General features: G+C 37.7%; 15 protein-coding genes. All 15 read right to left on the bottom strand.

Annotated elements, in window-relative coordinates; translation table 11 throughout:
• Positions 1 to 244: 244 nt before the first annotated feature.
• Positions 245 to 4,546 (bottom strand): PolC-type DNA polymerase III, encoded by a 4,302-nt coding sequence (locus B5P40_RS10300; protein WP_002033677.1) that lies wholly within the window; start codon positions 4,544 to 4,546, stop codon positions 245 to 247.
• A 124-nt stretch (positions 4,547 to 4,670) separates the two neighbouring features.
• Positions 4,671 to 6,371, bottom strand: a complete 1,701-nt coding sequence (locus tag B5P40_RS10305) for a proline--tRNA ligase (RefSeq protein ID WP_078175371.1) — start codon at positions 6,369 to 6,371, stop codon at positions 4,671 to 4,673.
• Positions 6,372 to 6,480: 109 nt separating this feature from the next.
• Entirely contained in the window at positions 6,481 to 7,737 is a 1,257-nt protein-coding gene (gene rseP, locus B5P40_RS10310) for an RIP metalloprotease RseP (protein WP_002088169.1), read from the bottom strand.
• A gap of 17 nt (positions 7,738 to 7,754) precedes the next feature.
• On the bottom strand, positions 7,755 to 8,897 hold the full coding sequence (gene dxr / locus B5P40_RS10315) for a 1-deoxy-D-xylulose-5-phosphate reductoisomerase (protein WP_113709230.1): 1,143 nt from the start codon (positions 8,895 to 8,897) through the stop codon (positions 7,755 to 7,757).
• Positions 8,898 to 8,920: 23 nt separating this feature from the next.
• Positions 8,921 to 9,712: a phosphatidate cytidylyltransferase gene (gene cdsA, locus B5P40_RS10320; protein ID WP_002088171.1), complete on the bottom strand. Its 792-nt coding sequence runs from the start codon at positions 9,710 to 9,712 to the stop codon at positions 8,921 to 8,923.
• A gap of 17 nt (positions 9,713 to 9,729) precedes the next feature.
• Positions 9,730 to 10,506 (bottom strand): undecaprenyl pyrophosphate synthase, encoded by a 777-nt coding sequence (locus tag B5P40_RS10325; RefSeq protein ID WP_002014545.1) that lies wholly within the window; start codon positions 10,504 to 10,506, stop codon positions 9,730 to 9,732.
• Between the two features lie 85 nt (positions 10,507 to 10,591).
• Positions 10,592 to 11,149, bottom strand: coding sequence for a ribosome recycling factor (frr, locus tag B5P40_RS10330; RefSeq protein WP_000531506.1), 558 nt, complete (start codon positions 11,147 to 11,149; stop codon positions 10,592 to 10,594).
• 3 nt (positions 11,150 to 11,152) lie between these two features.
• Positions 11,153 to 11,875 (bottom strand): UMP kinase, encoded by a 723-nt coding sequence (gene pyrH, locus B5P40_RS10335; protein WP_002014544.1) that lies wholly within the window; start codon positions 11,873 to 11,875, stop codon positions 11,153 to 11,155.
• Between the two features lie 66 nt (positions 11,876 to 11,941).
• Entirely contained in the window at positions 11,942 to 12,829 is an 888-nt protein-coding gene (tsf, locus tag B5P40_RS10340; RefSeq protein ID WP_002088177.1) for a translation elongation factor Ts, read from the bottom strand.
• A gap of 103 nt (positions 12,830 to 12,932) precedes the next feature.
• Positions 12,933 to 13,634 carry a 30S ribosomal protein S2 gene (rpsB, locus tag B5P40_RS10345; protein WP_002088178.1) on the bottom strand — a complete coding sequence of 234 codons (702 nt, stop codon included), beginning with the start codon at positions 13,632 to 13,634 and terminating at the stop codon, positions 12,933 to 12,935.
• Between the two features lie 354 nt (positions 13,635 to 13,988).
• The gene (gene codY / locus B5P40_RS10350) at positions 13,989 to 14,768 is read right to left on the bottom strand and encodes a GTP-sensing pleiotropic transcriptional regulator CodY (RefSeq protein ID WP_002014541.1); all 780 of its coding nucleotides are present in this window, start codon (positions 14,766 to 14,768) and stop codon (positions 13,989 to 13,991) included.
• 77 nt (positions 14,769 to 14,845) lie between these two features.
• Positions 14,846 to 16,237, bottom strand: coding sequence for an ATP-dependent protease ATPase subunit HslU (hslU, locus tag B5P40_RS10355; protein WP_002014539.1), 1,392 nt, complete (start codon positions 16,235 to 16,237; stop codon positions 14,846 to 14,848).
• Positions 16,238 to 16,259: 22 nt separating this feature from the next.
• Complete coding sequence (gene hslV, locus B5P40_RS10360; protein ID WP_002014538.1) at positions 16,260 to 16,802, bottom strand: ATP-dependent protease proteolytic subunit HslV; 543 nt, start codon at positions 16,800 to 16,802, stop codon at positions 16,260 to 16,262.
• A 42-nt stretch (positions 16,803 to 16,844) separates the two neighbouring features.
• Positions 16,845 to 17,744 carry a tyrosine recombinase XerC gene (gene xerC / locus B5P40_RS10365; RefSeq protein WP_078175468.1) on the bottom strand — a complete coding sequence of 300 codons (900 nt, stop codon included), beginning with the start codon at positions 17,742 to 17,744 and terminating at the stop codon, positions 16,845 to 16,847.
• Positions 17,745 to 17,815: 71 nt separating this feature from the next.
• Positions 17,816 to 19,120, bottom strand: a complete 1,305-nt coding sequence (gene trmFO, locus B5P40_RS10370) for an FADH(2)-oxidizing methylenetetrahydrofolate--tRNA-(uracil(54)-C(5))-methyltransferase TrmFO (protein ID WP_113709231.1) — start codon at positions 19,118 to 19,120, stop codon at positions 17,816 to 17,818.
• Between the last annotated feature and the right edge of the window lie 46 nt (positions 19,121 to 19,166).

The following is a 19,166-nucleotide window of genomic DNA, read 5'->3' on the forward strand; positions in this document are numbered from 1 at the left end:
CAAAAGCCCCTGCCGTTAAGCAGGGAATATCTGTCTTAGTATTACCAAATTTAAGAAGTAAAACTTGTAACAAAATATGTATATACGACAGAAATATCTTTACTATCTACATAAGCAAAATGTAGATAGTAACACGAAAGAGTGGGTTTCCCCACTCTCTTTTTCACAAAATATACATGACATGGTTATCTCGGTTTATAGTATACCATAGCAAATGTTGATTTGCAAAGATTTTTCCTACCTATTAGAACAGTGACAATTGGTTTTGATCCGGTAAATCTCCTAGACAACCTTGACCATCTAAATACTCAATAATCGTTTTAGAAACCTTACTGCGCTGCTGTAAGTCTTCTTTTGATAAGAAATCACCATTTTTACGAGCTTCAACAATACTGAAAGCTGCGTTTGTACCAAGACCGGGAACTGCATTAAATGGAGGAATTAAAGTATCTCCATCAATTATAAATTCGGTTGCATGCGAGCGGTATAAATCAACCTTTTGGAATGAATAACCACGCTCACACATTTCAAGTGTCATTTCTAGTACCGTTAATAAACTCTTCTCTTTCGGTGCTGCATCCAATCCTTTTTGTGCAATTTCATCAATTTTTACACGTATGGATGCTGAACCTTTCGCCATCGCCTCTACATCAAAGTCATCTGCACGAACTGTAAAATATGCCGCATAGAATAAAAGTGCGAAATGTACTTTAAAGTATGCAATACGTACAGCCATAAGTACGTAAGCAGCCGCATGGGCTTTAGGGAACATGTACTTAATCTTCTTACATGAATCAATATACCAACCTGGTACATTGTTATTTCTCATTTCCTCTTCCCATTCTTCTGGTACACCTTTACCTTTACGCACCGACTCCATGATTTTGAAGGCTAATGATGGATCCAAGCCTTGATAAATTAAATATACCATGATGTCATCACGACAACCGATAACTTCACTCAGTGTACACGTACCGTTATAAATTAATTCATTCGCATTACCTAACCATACATCTGTACCATGGGACAGTCCAGAAATTTGGACAAGCTCTGAAAACGTCGTTGGTTTCGTTTCTTCTAACATTTGTCTTACGAATTTCGTACCAAACTCTGGTATACCAAGTGTACCTGTTTTACAGTTAATTTGTTCTTCCGTTACCCCTAAAGACTCTGGACCAGAGAAAATTTTCATTACTTCTGGATCATCCGTTGGGATTGTTTTCGGGTCAATACCACTTAAATCTTGAAGCATACGAATAACAGTCGGATCATCGTGTCCTAATATATCAAGTTTCAATAAATTATCATGAATTGAGTGGAAGTCAAAGTGCGTTGTTCTCCACTCAGCACCTATTGAATCAGCCGGAAACTGAATTGGTGAAAAGTCAAAAATATCCATGTAATCTGGTACAACGATAATACCACCTGGATGCTGTCCGGTCGTACGCTTTACACCTGTACATCCCGCAACTAAGCGATCAATCTCTGCATTTCGAATTGTTAAGTTATGATCATTAGCATAGCCTTTCACATACCCATAAGCGGTTTTTTCCGCAACCGTACCAATTGTTCCTGCGCGGTATACATAATCTTCACCGAACAGTAATTTCGTATAGTTATGGGCGCGCGGTTGGTATTCTCCGGAGAAATTCAAATCGATATCCGGTACCTTATCCCCTTTAAATCCAAGGAACGTTTCGAAAGGAATGTCATGCCCATCTTTCACATATGGAACATTACATGTTGGGCATTCTTTATCTGGTAAATCAAAACCAGAACCTACAGAACCGTCATTAAAGAACTCTGATTGTTTACACTTTGGACATACATAGTGCGGTGGTAATGGGTTTACTTCTGTAATTTCCATCATCGTTGCAACAAACGATGAACCTACCGATCCACGCGAACCTACTAGATAACCGTCCACTAATGATTTTTTCACAAGCTTATGTGAAATTAAATAAATAACGGCGAATCCATGTCCAATAATACTTTTCAATTCTTTTTCCAAACGAGCTTCTACAATTTCCGGTAGTTCATCTCCATAGATACTTCTTGCCATTATATAGCTCATATCACGTGTTTCATCATCAGCACCTTCAATTTTCGGTGTGTATAAATCATCTTTTACTGGACGAACATCACCAATTAATGATGCGATCTTGTGTGTATTTGTCACAACAATTTCTTTTGCTTTGTCTTCACCTAAGAATGAAAAACAATCTAGCATTTCATTTGTTGTACGGAAATGTACAGGCGGTAATGAATGGCGATTTAACGGATTAGCTCCTCCCTGCGAACTGACTAAAATTTTCCGATATATCGCGTCCTCTGGATCTAAATAATGCACATTCCCAGTAGCAACAACTGGCTTATCTAACGTCTCACCTAGTTTTACTAAGTTAGAAATTATTGTTTTTAACTGTCCTTCATCTCGAACGAGTTCACGTTCCACTAAATGACGTAACACTTCTGGAGGCATAACCTCAATGTAATCGTAAAACTGTGCAATTTCTTCTACTTCTTCAGGCGCTTTTTGCATCATAGCTTCAAATACTTCACCTTTGTCACAAGCTGTTCCTACTAAAATGCCTTCGCGATATTTTTTTAATAGTGATCGTGGTACACGTGGTACACGATAAAAGTAATTCAGGTGAGAATATGAAACAAGTTTATATAAGTTTTTCAACCCAACATCTGATGTGGCAAGTAACGTCATATGACTTGGACGCCCACGTTTATACGCATCCCCTTGTCCCATACTATCGTTTAGTTGATCGTGATATTCAAATCCCTTTTCAATCACATCTTTTAACATCTTCACAAGTAAATATCCCGTTGCTTCTGTATCATAAATCGCACGGTGATGTTGCGTTAATTCAATATCAAGCTTTTTACACATCGTATTTAATCGATGATTTTTCATTTCTGGGAATAAGAACCGTGCAAGTTCTAACGTATCAATAACTGGATTTTTCGTTTTTTCTATCCCAGCCTTTTTAAAACCTACGTTAATAAAGCCCATATCGAAGCTTGCGTTATGAGCAACAAGTGTATGGTCACCCATCCATTCCTCAAACTTTTTAAACACTTCGTCCACTTCTGGTGCATCAGTTAACATATCATCTGTAATACCTGTTAATTCAATAATCGTCGCCGATAATGGTTGATGAGGATTTGCGAAAGATTCAAAGCGATCAATAATTTCTCCACCTTTTACCTTTACAGCAGCTAACTCAATGACTGTATCATATACAGCAGATAACCCTGTTGTCTCAACGTCAAAGACAACATATGTTTCTTCTGCAAGTAGACGATGTGCTTCGTTATATGCTATCGGCACACCATCATTAACTAAATTTGCTTCTACACCATATAGAACTTTAACTCCAGCCTTTTTACCAGCAGAATATGCTTCTGGGAACGACTGTGCAACAGCATGGTCTGTAACTGCAATAGCCTCATGCCCCCATTTTCCGGCTTGGGCAACGAGCTTAGAAACAGAAGTAACAGCATCCATTTGACTCATTGGAGTATGAAGATGAAGTTCTACTCTTTTTTCCCCTTCTTTTGCTTTATCTTTACGAGAAGGTCCCGTTATTTCATTTATATCATTTGCGATCATAACTAAATCACGCACGAATGTATCATTTTGAACTGAACCACGCGCTTTTACCCAAGTTCCTTTTTTCAAAGATTGTAACATCGGGATATCTTCTTTATCACGTGAGAACATCTTAATCATAATAGAGTCCGTATAGTCAGTTATCTTTAAAGTTAATAATGTACGTCCACTACGAAGTTCTTTCGTCTCTACATGGAAAACATACCCTTGAACGGTTTTTCTTCTTTCTTCATCTTGAATTTCACGCAGCGGCGTAATCTCTTCATCTGGCTTAATAAGATAACCAAGCACAACTGGTCCTTCATGAACAACATCACTTTCTTCAGCTTGCCTTTTAGCCATCTCTTCCATAGCCTGTATAACTCGTTGACGATCTTCTTCCTGTGTTTGCTCACGAAACTTTTGCATTTCTTCTGCATTTTGCTTTATATGTGTGTCTAACTGAAAACGCGGGAATCCAAAAGCTTCGTATTGATCACCTACTGGTTTCGCAACGTTTTTCTTTAAAGTAGTAGATTCCAGCTCATTATTCACATTTAATAGCAACTTCACGCCATTGACCTGCGGAAGTTGCTTCTTTAAGTACGCGAACATAGGTGAAAATGTAATTCGTTCTGTACAAAGCGGCCAATATGCCTTCACTTCTTCTTCTGTAAATTGTTTATTCTCTGCTTCTAATGCAAATGTTGTTCTTGCAATATGAGAAAATGATTGCTTAAGCTTTGTTTCTAGCAACTCATATAATTCTGTCGGCAAAATACGTGGCACTTGTAAGTCAAAATGCCAACTTTTATTCGCTTTATCAATAACTAGCTTTTCAATACCACCGCCATGTAAATATTGATTTATAAGGTCTTCTGGTATTTGCAACTGTTGGAGCAAAATTTGAAATCGCTCTTGTTGTTCATTTGTTAATGACATAAGCACTCTCCTTCCATTTGCTATTATAAATTGAAACGTACTACAAAGAAAGATTTCTTCCTTCTTCTTTTACAAAATACGTTTACAAAGAAAGAGAAGGTACCTCATTACGAGGTACCTCTTCTTATTTTAAAATATTAGCAATATATGTTTGAAGTTCTTCTACTTTCACTTCTTCAGACTCGCCTGTAGCACGTACTTTCACTTCTACAATACCTTCGTCTGCTTTTTTACCAACTGTCACGCGAACTGGAAGGCCGAATAAATCTGCATCTGCAAATTTAACACCTGCACGTTCTGCACGATCATCTAGTAATACTTCGTACCCTTGTTCTTGTAATGAGTTGTAGATATTTTCACCCATTTCACGTTGTGCATCAGATTTCATATTTACTGGAATTACATGCACATGGAACGGTGCAACAGCTTTTGGCCAAACTAAACCGTTCTCATCATTAAACTGCTCTGCGATTGCTGCCACTGTACGAGATACACCGATACCGTAACAACCCATAATAAGTGGTTTTGTTTTTCCGTTTTCATCTAAGAACGTTGCGTTCATTGCTTCACTATAACGAGTTCCTAATTTGAATACATGACCAACTTCAATTCCACGTGCGAAAAGAATTGTTCCATTTCCATCTGGAGATTGGTCTCCTTCTTGGATGAAGCGTAAATCCGTATATTGACTTACTTTAAAGTCACGTTCTGGATTTACATTTACATAATGGAACCCTTCTTCGTTCGCTCCTGAACATCCGTTGACAATTGATGCTACAGCATGGTCAGCGATAATTTCGATATCCCCTGTAACACCAATCGGTCCTAAAGAACCCACTTCACAGTTTAATAACTCTTTTATTTCTTCATGTGAAGCAAGCTCAACGACTGAAGCTCCGTATACATTCTTCACTTTTACATCATTGACTTCATGATCGCCACGAACAAGTACTACTACTAATTTCGCATCTACTTTAAACACCATAGATTTAATGCATTTTTCCGCTGCGATATTTAAGAATGCAGATACTTCTTCAATAGCTTTTTGATCTGGAGTTGCTACTTTTTCAAGTGCTTTTTCGGCTTCATCACTCTTCGTATACGTAGCAACAACAGGAGCCATTTCAATATTTGCCGCATAATCAGATGTATCAGAATACGCAATTGTATCTTCACCTACATCAGATAACACCATAAATTCGTGTGTATCTTTTCCACCCATTGCTCCAGAATCAGCGATAACTGCACGGAAATTCAAACCACAACGAGCAAAGATATTAGAATACGCTTTGTATAAACCGCTATATACTTCATCCAAACTTTCTTGTGTTGCATGGAAAGAATACGCATCTTTCATTAAAAATTCTCTTCCGCGTAATAAACCGAAACGTGGTCTTTGCTCATCACGGAATTTTGTTTGAATTTGATATAATGTTAATGGTAGTTTTTTGTATGATTTAATTTCATCACGTACAAGATCTGTAATTACTTCCTCATGAGTTGCCCCTAGCGCAAACTCGCGAGCATTACGATCTTTCATACGCATTAATTCTGATCCGTAAGAATACCAACGACCTGATTCTTGCCATAATTCAGAAGCTTGCATAGCTGGCATTAATAGTTCTACTGCCCCTGCGCGCTCCATTTCTTCACGAACAATACGTTCTACTTTGTGTAACACTTTTAAACCAAATGGTAGAAAACTATAAATACCAGAAGCATTTTGACGCATAAACCCTGCGCGAAGTAATAATTGATGACTCTTAATTTCAGCGTCTGCTGGAACTTCACGTAATGTAGGACTGAATACCATACTTTGTTTCATTTATTCGCACCTCTTCATTTTACTCTTACACGCAATAAAATCCCTCACCTCGAGTTAGGTGAGGGATTTTATTCTATGAGCTCTATTTCATTATAAACTTCTTCTTATTTTACAAGAAAAACTTACGGATGTCATTCCATGTTACAACTAACATAAGCAACATTAATAATGCAAACCCAATAAAGTGAACCATTCCTTCTTTTTGACGATCAATTGGTTTTCCTCGTAATGCTTCAATTAAGAAGAAGAACAACCGTCCACCGTCTAAAGCTGGGACTGGTAATAAATTAAATAAACCAAGGTTAATACTTAAAACTGCCGCTAAACTTAGTACACGCGTAAATCCATAATCTACAACTTGATCTGTTAGATTATAAATTCCTACTGGACCTGACAACTCATTAATAGAAAATTGACCCGTTACTAATTTCACAAGAGAATCAAAAATTAGTTTCGTCCATTCGTATGTTTGTTCAAACCCTGATTTAATAGAACCCATCACTGTTTTCTCTACAGGAGAATAAACACCAATTCTACCAACTTCGTCTTTTCCTTCTTTATCAAGCGTTGGTGTTACTTTCACATTAAATTGCTCACTATCACGCTTTACATGTAACGTAATTTCTTTATTTGGGTTTTCACGTACAATCGTTACAACATCTTTCCATGTACTAGTGTTTTTCCCATTGATTGCTTGAATTGTATCGTTTTCTTTTAATCCAGCTTGTTCTGCAGCACTATTCTCCATTACTTTTCCGACCATTGGTTTGTCAACAGGAACTCCTTGTACAAATCCAAGAATCACAAAAATAACAAATGCTAGAATAAAGTTCATTGCAGGACCTGCAAAGATTGTTAGAGCACGTTGGCCCAATTTTTTAGAGCCAAATTGTCTATTGTACGGAGCGATTTGAATTTCTTCTCCCGCAGAAATGATACGAGCTTTTTCATTTACTCGGAATGTTTGCAGCTCTTCCTCGTACTCTTCATAACCCAAAATTGTAAGATTATGCTCTAAATCAGCTTGTTCGACTTCAATGACACGAACATTTGGATATTTTTCATGTCCGTCAAAAACTAATTTCACAACTTCGTCTTTTTCATTTAATACAAGTCCAACCTTTTTTCCAGGTTTTAACTCAACTGTGTCCGCATCCTCGCCAGCCATTCTTACATAGCCACCAAGGGGCAGTAATCGAATCGTATACACCGTTTCATTCTTTTCAAATGAGAATATTTTCGGACCAAAACCAATCGCAAACTCGCGGCACAAAATACCTGCTCTTTTTGCGAAATATAGATGCCCTAGCTCATGGAAAAATACGAGTGCACCGAAAATTAATATAAAGGCAATCGCTGTATTCAATTCCATAACCACCTTTGCTAAATTTGTTCCATCACAAACCGTCTTGTGGCTGCGTCAATTTCCTGAATTTCCTCTAAGCTCGGACGTGCAATGACAGTGTGATGGTGCATTGCTCTTTCAATGAGGTCTTCCACTGTTAAGAAACCAATTCTCTTTTGTAAAAAAGCTTCAACAGCTACTTCATTTGCCGCGTTCATTACAGCCGGCATACTTCCACCTGTCTTTCCAGCTTCATACGCAAAACGTAGACAACGGAAACGCTCTTGATTCATTTTCTCAAAATGCAATGTTCCCATTTCCCATAAATTTAACTGTTTCGTGTCTGAAAGAGGTAATCTATCAGGATATGTAAGCGCGTATTGAATCGGTACTCGCATATCAGGTGAGCCAAGCTGTGCCATTACACTACGATCTTCAAATTCAACCATAGAATGAATAATACTTTCTTTATGTAGAACAACATCGATTTGCTCATAAGGGATACCAAAAAGCCAGTGTGCTTCAATTACTTCTAGCCCCTTATTCATCATTGTAGCAGAATCAATTGTAATTTTCGAACCCATTGACCAGTTTGGATGACGAAGTGCATCTTCTACGGTCACTTGATGCAATTCATCTCTCGTTTTATCACGAAAACTTCCGCCTGAAGCAGTTATAATTAAGCGAGAGATTCTTTTTTCATTTTCACCATTCAAGCATTGAAAAATAGCTGAATGTTCACTGTCTACTGGAAGTAACGATACATTATGTTTTCGTGCTGCTTCCATTACAAGATGCCCTGCAGTTACTAACGTTTCTTTATTTGCAATTCCAATTGTTTTTTTCGCCTCAATTGCGCGGAGTGTCGGTAACAACCCTACGCTACCTACAACAGCATTCACTACAATTTCTGTATCTGGGTGCAGCGCTACTTCTAATAAGCCTTCGCTACCATATACTACTTTTGTATTACCAGAAACAGCTTGTAATTTTAAAACATCTTCCTCTCTTTGCACAGAGACAATTTGCGGGGAAAATTCTTGAATTACCTTTACTGCATAATCAACATTTTTCCCTACAGAAAAAGCAACGAGACGGAATTGGTCTGGGTGCGAGCGTAACACATCTAATGTTTGTGTACCGATTGATCCGCTTGCACCTAGTAAACTAATGTTTTTCATGACTCCAACCCCTCGTTCATTTATTAATTGTATTGTAATAAGAAGTATAGAATTGGTAACACAAATAACCAACTATCTGTTCGATCTAAAATACCACCATGTCCAGGTAAAATTGTACCTGAATCCTTTACACCATAATGGCGTTTAAATGCAGATTGCACTAAATCACCAATTTGTCCAAAAATAGAAATGATAATCGTCAGAACGATTAAAACTCCTACATTCGCTTCAACTGGGAAGAACATATTGTAAACAAGTGCAACAACAATTCCACAAACAATACCGCCTAATGAACCTTCAATCGTTTTATTCGGACTAATTTCTGGCCATAATTTTCTTTTTCCAAATGCTTTCCCTATGAAATATGCACCTGAATCAGTTGCCCATATGACAAATAGTGCACAGAACACATATTTGATTCCTAATATTCTCGTTTCATTTAAATATAAGAATCCCATTCCAACATATGTCGTTGCCATAAGTAAAAATGAAGCATTGTCAAAAGTAAATGTATTCTTAGAAAGGACTGTATATGATAAAAGTAATAAAACAATCACAAATGTGATTTCTAATTTACCTAACCCAATCCACGTAAACAGTTCTGATGCACTACTCGGAATTAAAATAATCCACAATAATACTGCAGCTAAAACTGTTGGTACCGAAATAAGCGTAAGCTTGTTCATACGAATTAATTCATATAAACCTATAGAAGCAAGTGCATACACTAAAACTGTAAAAGGCACGCCACCGTAAATTACGATGGGAATGAATAGCGCGGCAGCAATCACTCCAGTAATAATTCTCTGTTTCACTACCAAACCCTCTCTTTCTACACGCCTCCGAATCTGCGCCCTCTATGTTGAAAGTCTGTAATCGCATTTAGCAAATGTTCCTCGGTAAAATCTGGCCAATACACATCTGTAAACCAAAATTCCGAATAAGCAATTTGCCATAACATGAAATTACTAATACGTAGCTCTCCGCTTGTACGGATTAACAACTCTGGATCAGGTAAAGAACTCGTCATTAAGTAAGAAGAAATCTTTTCTTCACTTATTTCTTCCGAACGAATTTTTCCTTCCTCACTATCTTTCATCATATGTTGCACAGCAGAAACGATTTCATCTCGACTTCCATAGTTTAACGCGAAATTAAGAATTAATCCCGTATTCTCTTTCGTATCTTCCATAGCTTTTTCCATCGCTCTGCGCGTATGCGTAGGAAGACGATCTTTTTGCCCTATTACTCGGACTTGTACGTTTTCTTCAATCAACTCTGGTAAAAATGCACCTAAAAATTCTTCTGGAAGCTTCATCAAATAATCAACTTCTTTTTTCGGTCTTTTCCAGTTCTCAGTCGAAAAAGCATAAAGAGTTAATACTTTCACATCAAGCTTACTTGCAAATTTTGTGATTTTCTTCACAACTTGCATACCTTCATGATGACCAGCAATGCGAGGCATGGCTCTTCTCTTTGCCCATCTTCCATTACCATCCATAATAATAGCAATATGTTCTGGGATATATCCTTTTTTCACTTTTTCAATGAGATGATCAAACGATGTGACCTTTTTACTTTTAAAAAAAGGAAACTTTTTAAACATCATTCATACCCTCCAACAAGCAGACGTATGCCTAAAAGTGTAAAAAGACCCCCTTAAGAAGAGGGTCATATTTGCGAAATTATCGCTATTACACTTCCATAATTTCTTTTTCTTTATTTTTTGCGATTTCGTCAACTTTTGCAATATATTTATCTGTTTCTTTTTGGATATCTTCAGTATATCCTCTTAAATCATCTTCTGTAATGTCGCCAGCTTTTTCAAGCTTCTTAAGGTCATCATTACTGTCACGACGTACGTTACGAACAGCAACTTTTGCTTCCTCAGCATATTTCTTCACAACTTTTACAAGATCGCGACGACGCTCTTCTGTTAATGCAGGGAATGCAATACGAATTACAGTTCCATCATTAGAAGGGTTTAAGCCTAAATCTGCTTTTAAAATTGCTTTTTCAATATCACCGATAGAAGTTTTATCATAAGGTTGAATTACAAGCAAACGTGCTTCTGGAACTGTAATGTTCGCTAATTGCACAACTGGTGTTGGTGCACCATAGTAATCAACTTGTACCTTATCTAATACAGACGAGCTTGCACGACCAGCGCGAACTGTTGCTAATTCACGAGAATAAGCAGCAACTGCTTTTTCCATTTTTTCATTTGAAGACTTCAATACTTGTTGTCCCATAATTTATTTCCCCCTTACAACTGTTCCAATATTTTCGCCTAAAACGGCACGTTTAATGTTACCTTTTTCCATAACCGAGAATACAATTAATGAAATATCATTATCCATACATAAAGAAGAAGCTGTAGAATCCATTACACCTAAACCTGCTTTTAATACATCTAAGTAAGTAAGTGTTTCGTATTTCGTAGCTGTTGGGTCAATAGATGGATCTGCACTATATACGCCATCCACATTATTTTTCGCCATTAAAATAACGTCCGCTTCGATTTCAGCTGCACGTAATGCTGCTGTTGTATCTGTAGAGAAGTATGGGTTACCTGTACCTGCAGCAAAGATAACAACACGTTTTTTCTCTAAGTGACGAATTGCTTTACGACGAATGTAAGGCTCTGCCACTTGACGCATCTCAATTGAAGTTTGTACGCGAGTTTGAATTCCAATATTCTCTAAGCTATCTTGAAGAGCTAATGAATTCATAACTGTTGCTAACATGCCCATGTAATCTGCTCCTGCACGATCCATGCCCATTTCACTTCCAATTTTCCCACGCCAAATGTTACCGCCACCAACAACAACAGCAACCTCTACATCAAGTTCTGCAATTTCTTTCACTTGTTCCGCAACTGACTTAATAACAGCTGGGTTAATTCCAAATCCTTGCTCGCCAGCTAAAGCTTCTCCGCTCAGCTTTAAAACGACACGATTATATTTCGGTTTACTCATAATGAACCTCCAATTGCTTACATCTTTATTTTAAAAAAGGGAACACAATGTGTTCCCTAATCTGTATTAGTTGTTACCTTTTACTTGGTTCATTACTTCTTCAGCAAAGTTGTCTTCGCGTTTTTCGATACCTTCACCAACAGCGTAGCGAACGAATCCTTTTAATGTTCCGCCTTTAGACTCAACGAATTGACGAACTTTCATGTCAGGATTCTTAACGAATGTTTGGTCAAGTAAGCAAATCTCTTCAAAGAATTTGCCAAGACGGCCTTCTACCATTTTCGCAACGATTTTTTCAGGCTTGCCTTCGTTTAAAGCTTGTTGTGTTAATACTTGACGCTCATGCTCAACTTCTTCAGCTGTTACAGCATCGCGGTCGATGTATTTAGGGTTAACTGCTGCGATGTGCATTGCTACATCTTTAGCAGCTGCTTCGTCAGTAGAACCTTCAAGAACTGTTAATACACCAATACGTCCACCCATGTGTAGGTAAGCGCCGAATGCATCAGCATCAGTTTTTGATACGATTTCGAAACGACGAAGTGTAAGTTTTTCACCAATTTTAGCGATTGCTTCGTTGATGTGCTCTTCTACTGTTTTGCCGCCTTCGATTGTTTGAGCCATAGCTTCTTCAACGTTAGCAGGTTTGTTAGCTAATAAGTGAGCAGCTAATTCTTTAATTAACGCTTGGAAACCTTCGTTTTTCGCAACGAAATCAGTCTCAGAGTTTAATTCTAAGATTAAACCTTCGTTACCGTTTGTTTCGATGAAAGTTAAACCTTCAGCAGCGATGCGGTCTGCTTTTTTAGCAGCTTTCGCAATACCTTTTTCACGTAAGAAGTCAATTGCTTTCTCCATGTCGCCGTTAGTTTCTGTTAAAGCTTTTTTGCAGTCCATCATACCTGCGCCAGTTTTTTCGCGAAGTTCTTTTACCATTTGTGCAGTGATTGCCATATTTTTCATCCTCCTAAAATATGTATTTATACCTTTTATAAAGGTGTTTATACCTTAAAAAAGGTGATAAAAGGCCGAACCCCTTATCACCTTTCCAAATTTGTTACGCAGTAACAGTTTCTTCACCTTGTTTTGTTTCAAGGATCGCGTCTGCCATTTTAGATGTAAGAAGTTTTACAGCACGAATTGCATCATCGTTTGCTGGAATAACGTGATCGATTTCGTCCGGATCACAGTTTGTATCAACGATACCGATGATTGGAATGTGTAATTTGCGTGCTTCAGCAACTGCAATACGCTCTTTACGAGGGTCTACTATGAATAATGCACTTGGAAGACCTTTCATATCTTTAATACCGCCTAAGAATTTCTCAAGACGCTCTAACTCTTTTTTAAGTTGAACAACTTCTTTCTTAGGAAGTACTTCGAAAGTACCATCTTCTTGCATTCTTTCGATATCTTTAAGACGCTTGATACGCTTTTGGATTGTTTGGAAGTTTGTTAAAGTTCCACCTAACCAACGTTGGTTAACGAAGTACATACCAGCACGAGTTGCTTCTTCTTTAATAGCTTCTTGTGCTTGTTTTTTAGTACCTACGAATAAAATGTCTCCACCTTCAGCAGCGATGTCACGCATCGTTCTGTAAGCTTCCTCAACTTTTTTCACAGTTTTTTGTAAGTCGATGATGTAGATACCGTTACGCTCTGTGAAGATGTAACGCTTCATTTTTGGGTTCCAACGACGAGTTTGATGTCCGAAATGAACACCAGCTTCAAGCAATTGTTTCATAGAAATTACTGACATAATTTAGTTCCTCCTAAATGGTTTTTTTGATATCCTCCGTTTACTTCATCTCTAAGCGAAACTACGAACGTAGCACCAACACTTAAATCAGTAAACGTGTGTACTTTGTACTGACACCACTGCTTACTATATCATACTGAAATATTACAATCAAGTCGAAAATGCGAACAATGTAAAACTTTCTTTTTTTCACGCTCAAATCCTAGTATTACCAACCTTCAATTCCTTTAAGCAAGGAATTGAAGGTTAATTAATAGTTTTCTAATGAATGTTGTCATGACGCCTTACGTAAGCAAAATCATTCACTTAAAAAAACAAAAAACTCTCCTCAAGCGAGGAGAGTTTTTTTATAAATTAGTTTGTTTTTAATTTAGCAAGTTCCTGTAGAAACTTGTCGTTTAGCACTTTAATGTATGTTCCTTTCATACCTAAAGAGCGAGACTCAATAACACCAGCACTTTCTAATTTACGTAGTGCATTTACGATTACCGAACGAGTAATTCCTACGCGATCAGCAATTTTACTTGCAACAAGTAAACCTTCTGTTCCATTTAATTCTTCGAAGATATGCTCGATTGCTTCTAACTCACTGTAAGATAATGAGCTAATCGCCATTTGAACAACAGCTTTACTACGTGCTTCCTCTTCGATTTCTTCTGCTTTTTCACGTAAGATTTCCATACCTACAACAGTTGAGCTGTATTCAGCAAGAATTAAATCATCGTCTAAGAACTCTTGACCAAGACGAGCTAATACTAGTGTACCTAGACGCTCACCGCCACCAACGATTGGTACGATTGTAGTTAAACCTTGACCGAATAATTCTCTATTTTCTACTGGGAATGCTGTGTAGTCACTATCCACACCTAAATTTGAAGATGTTTCTGTAACATTGAATAAACTTTGCGTATACTCTTCTGGGAATTGACGCTCTGCAAGCATGTGCTTCATACGTTCGTTTTCGATTTGTTGGTGAATCGCATATCCTAATAATTTACCGCGACGACTTACAACGAACACGTTCGCTTCAATTACTTCACACATTGTGTCAGACATCTCTCTAAAGTTTACAGGCTTTCCTGCTGCGCTCTGTAATAACGCATTTAATTTTCTCGTTTTTGCTAATAATTCCATTTCAAAATTTCCTCCTACATGTTACTTACATATTTTTTCATCACTTGGAAACTAGGGCGAGTCACCTGATGACACTATTACAAAATAAACTGGCTCACATCTTTATTTTTAGCTATTGTCGCTAATTTTTCCTCAACATATTGAGGTGTTATCGTTATTTTCTCTAACGTAATTTCAGATGCCTCAAACGATAAATCTTCAAGGAGCTTCTCCATAACAGTATGAAGTCTTCTCGCTCCAATATTATCTGTATCCTGATTAACTTGATAAGCAATCTCAGCAATCTTACGAATAGCTTCGTCTGAAAATTCAATTTCTATACCTTCAGTCGCTAATAACGCCGTGTACTGTTTAATTAGCGCATTGTCAGGCTCGATTAATATTTTAACAAAATCATCCGCCGATAATTTTGTTAATTCTACTCGAATCGGAAATCTCCCTTGCAATTCCGGAATTAAATCCGACGGTTTAGACATATGGAACGCTCCAGCTGCAACAAATAAAATATAATCGGTTTTTACTGATCCGTATTTCGTTGCTACATTCGATCCTTCTACAATCGGTAAAATGTCACGTTGCACACCTTCACGCGATACATCTACGCTATTCGACTGCTTACCAGCAATTTTGTCAATTTCATCGATAAAAATAATCCCGAGCTGTTCAGCACGATAAACAGCCTCTTGTGTAACTTCATCCATATCAATTAAGCGCTGTGCCTCTTCATTTGTCAAGAGTTTTCTTGCTTCTTTTACAGAAAGTTTACGTTTTTTCGTTTTTTTCGGCATGATACTTCCTAGTGCATCTTGGAAATTCATTCCCATTTGCTCCATGCCAGTTCCTTGCAACATATCAAACATAGAAGACTGTTGTTCCGTCACTTCAATCGATATCACTTCATCTTCAAGAAGGCCTGCCGCAAGCTTTCTTTCTACATCTTGACGTTTCTTTTCGATTTCATCATCTTCCTGTGCATCAGATGTTTGGTTTGAATTTTGATTACCACCAAAAAGCATTTCTAATGGATTTTTAAATCCAGATTGCTTCTCCGGACTCGGCACTAAAATTTCAACAAGACGTTGATTCGCTTGCTCTTCTGCTTTATCTTGAACTTTAACTACCATTTCCTCTTTCACAATGCGAACAGACGTTTCAACAAGGTCACGGACCATCGACTCTACATCTCGACCCACATATCCAACTTCTGTAAATTTCGTCGCTTCAACCTTAATAAAAGGTGCTCCAACGAGTTTCGCCATTCGCCGTGCTACCTCTGTTTTACCAACACCTGTCGGTCCAATCATTAAAATGTTTTTAGGTGCAATTTCATCACGTAAATTTTCAACTAATTTACTGCGACGGTATCGATTTCGTAGAGCTACAGCAACCGCTTTCTTTGCATCTTTTTGACCGATGATGTATTGATCTAATTTTTCCACAATTTGACGCGGAGTAAAATGTAAATGCATATAAAATGCCTCCCTTACGATTCTACAATTCTTCAACAATTATGTTGTGGTTCGTATAAACACAAATATCGCCTGCAATTTCTAAACTGGCCTTCGCAATTTGTTTCGCTGTTAAATGTTCACTTGCATGTTGCTTTAAAGCACGACCAGCAGCAAGTGCATAATGTCCGCCTGAACCAATTGCTAAAATACCATCATCTGGTTCAATCACTTCTCCTGTACCTGAAACAAGGAGCATCGTTGTTTTATCCATGACAATGAGCATTGCTTCTAGCTGACGTAGCATTTTATCACCACGCCATTGTTTCGCCATCTCAACTGCAGCGCGCTGCAAGTTGCCATTATACTCTTCTAATTTTCCTTCAAACATTTCAAAAAGAGTAAATGCATCAGCAACTGATCCTGCAAAACCAGCTAAAACTTTCCCTTGGAAAAGTTTGCGAACTTTGCGAGCTGTATGTTTCATTACAACAGCATTTCCCATCGTTACCTGACCATCTCCAGCCATTGCACATTCTCCATTATGATGAACTGCAAATATCGTTGTAGCGTGGAAATTTCCCATAGAAAAAACTCCTTTATATGTTTTTATAGCCTTAAAAGCAATTTATGCCCGCGGGTGATGCTTCATGTACACAGAACGCAATCTTTCTTTAGAGACATGCGTATAAATTTGTGTGGTTGACAAATTCTCATGACCTAATAGCTCCTGCACAGTACGTAAATCCGCTCCTTCATCCAACATATGTGTAGCAAATGTATGCCTTAACATATGGGGACTTATCCGCATTGTAAGTGAAGCTTTCTTAATGAGTTCGTTCAAAACATAACGTACACCCTGATCTGTTAACGGCTTACCTTTCGCATTTAAAAATACCATATGAGATTGTTCTTCAGTCTTTTGAGCTAACTGTTTTCTCCCGTTCTCTATATAAGTAATTAAAGCATCTTGTGCATAGCTTCCGAACGGAATATATCTTTGTTTTTTCCCTTTTCCCATCACTAAAATTGTTCCCACTGCAAAGTCAATGTCGGTAAGTTGCAAATTAACGCATTCGCTTACACGAATCCCAGTTGCATACATCAACTCTAATAAAGCTTGATTCCTTTGACCTAATGGTGCCCCTGTATCAGAAACTTCAAACAATTCCTCTAACTCTTCAGCATATAAAAACTTTGGGATTGACAATTCTTTCTTGGGAAGTGACGCAAGTGCAAACGGATTATCTTTTTGATAACCTTCACGCATCAAAAAACGATATAAACTTCGTAAGCTTGATACTTTCCTTGCGACAGATTTACGGGCTAACTTCTGATCGTGCAACGTCGTCAAGTATAAACGAACATCCGCGTATGTAACATCTAAAAAAGAGGATATGCCTTCTCGCTCCATAAATTGCACAAAATGTTCTAAATCATTTTGATAACTTGCAATTGTATATTTTGAATAATTTCTTTCAATTTGTAAATAACCAACGAATAATTGTAACAATTTCTTCACATTCACATCCATATAATTCACCTCAATAAAGGCTACTAAATCGTATCACAACTTAGTAGCCTTTGCAAGAAATTTAATTAAATATTTACAAAATTTTGAATTGTTTCCAAAGCGCGTGTAGCATATGCTTCATTTCGCTCTTGTTTCTTTTTAATTTTCTTCTCTAACGGTGTAAATAAACCGAAGTTTGCATTCATTGGCTGGAAGTTTTTCGCATTTGTCGCAGTAATATAATTTGCCATACTTCCCATTGCAGTTACAGGTGGTAATACAACTGGCTCTTCACCTTTTACAAGTCGAGCAGCGTTAATACCCGCTAATAATCCTGATGCTGCTGATTCAACATAACCCTCTACACCAGTCATTTGACCAGCGAAGAATAAATCATCACGTTGTTTATATTGATATGTTGGACGAAGTAAATTAGGCGAATTAATAAACGTATTACGATGCATTACACCATAACGTACAATCTCTGCGTTTTCTAGTCCTGGAATTAGCTGTAACACTTCTTTTTGTGGCCCCCACTTTAAATGTGTTTGGAAGCCTACAATATTATATAATGTTCCTGCTGCATCATCTTGACGTAACTGAACAACCGCATACGGTGTTTTCCCTGTTTTCGGATCTTCTAACCCAACAGGCTTCATCGGTCCAAATACTAACGTCTGTCTTCCTCTACTTGCCATAACTTCTACTGGCATACAACCTTCAAAGAAAATTTCTTTTTCAAATTCTTTTAAAGGCACTGTCTCAGCAGCAATTAAAGCCTCATAAAAATGATCAAACTCTTCTTCTGTCATTGGACAGTTTAAATATGCCGCTTCACCTTTATCATAACGGGATTTTAAATATACTTTATTCATGTCAATGCTGTCTTTCTCAACGATTGGCGCTGCAGCATCATAGAAATAAAAATAATCTTCACCTGTTAGTTTTTTTAATTGTGCAGAAAGATCCGGAGACGTAAGTGGACCTGTCGCGATAACAGTTGGTCCCTCTGGAATTTCAGTGATTTCCTCATTCATTACAGTTACGTTCGGATGATTTTTCACATATTCAGTCACTTTCGCCGCGAATTCATGACGGTCTACAGCTAAAGCACCTCCTGCTGGTACAGAGCACTCATCAGCTGCACGAATAATGACAGAATCCATTAGACGCATTTCTTCTTTAATAACACCAACAGCATTTGTCAATGTGTTTGCGCGAAGTGAGTTACTACATACTAATTCAGCAAATTTATCTGTATGATGAGCTGGTGTTTGCCTTACTGGTCTCATTTCATATAATTTTACTTGGACACCACGCTTTGCAATTTGGTAAGCTGCTTCGCTTCCTGCAAGACCTGCGCCAATGACGTTTACTACTTGTGTTGTCATACATATCACCTTTCCTTTTCTTCCCGAAAAAAATGTGAGCAGTTAC

It is taken from the genome of Bacillus sp. SRB_8, from assembly GCF_003264205.1.
Taxonomy (GTDB): domain Bacteria; phylum Bacillota; class Bacilli; order Bacillales; family Bacillaceae_G; genus Bacillus_A; species Bacillus_A mycoides.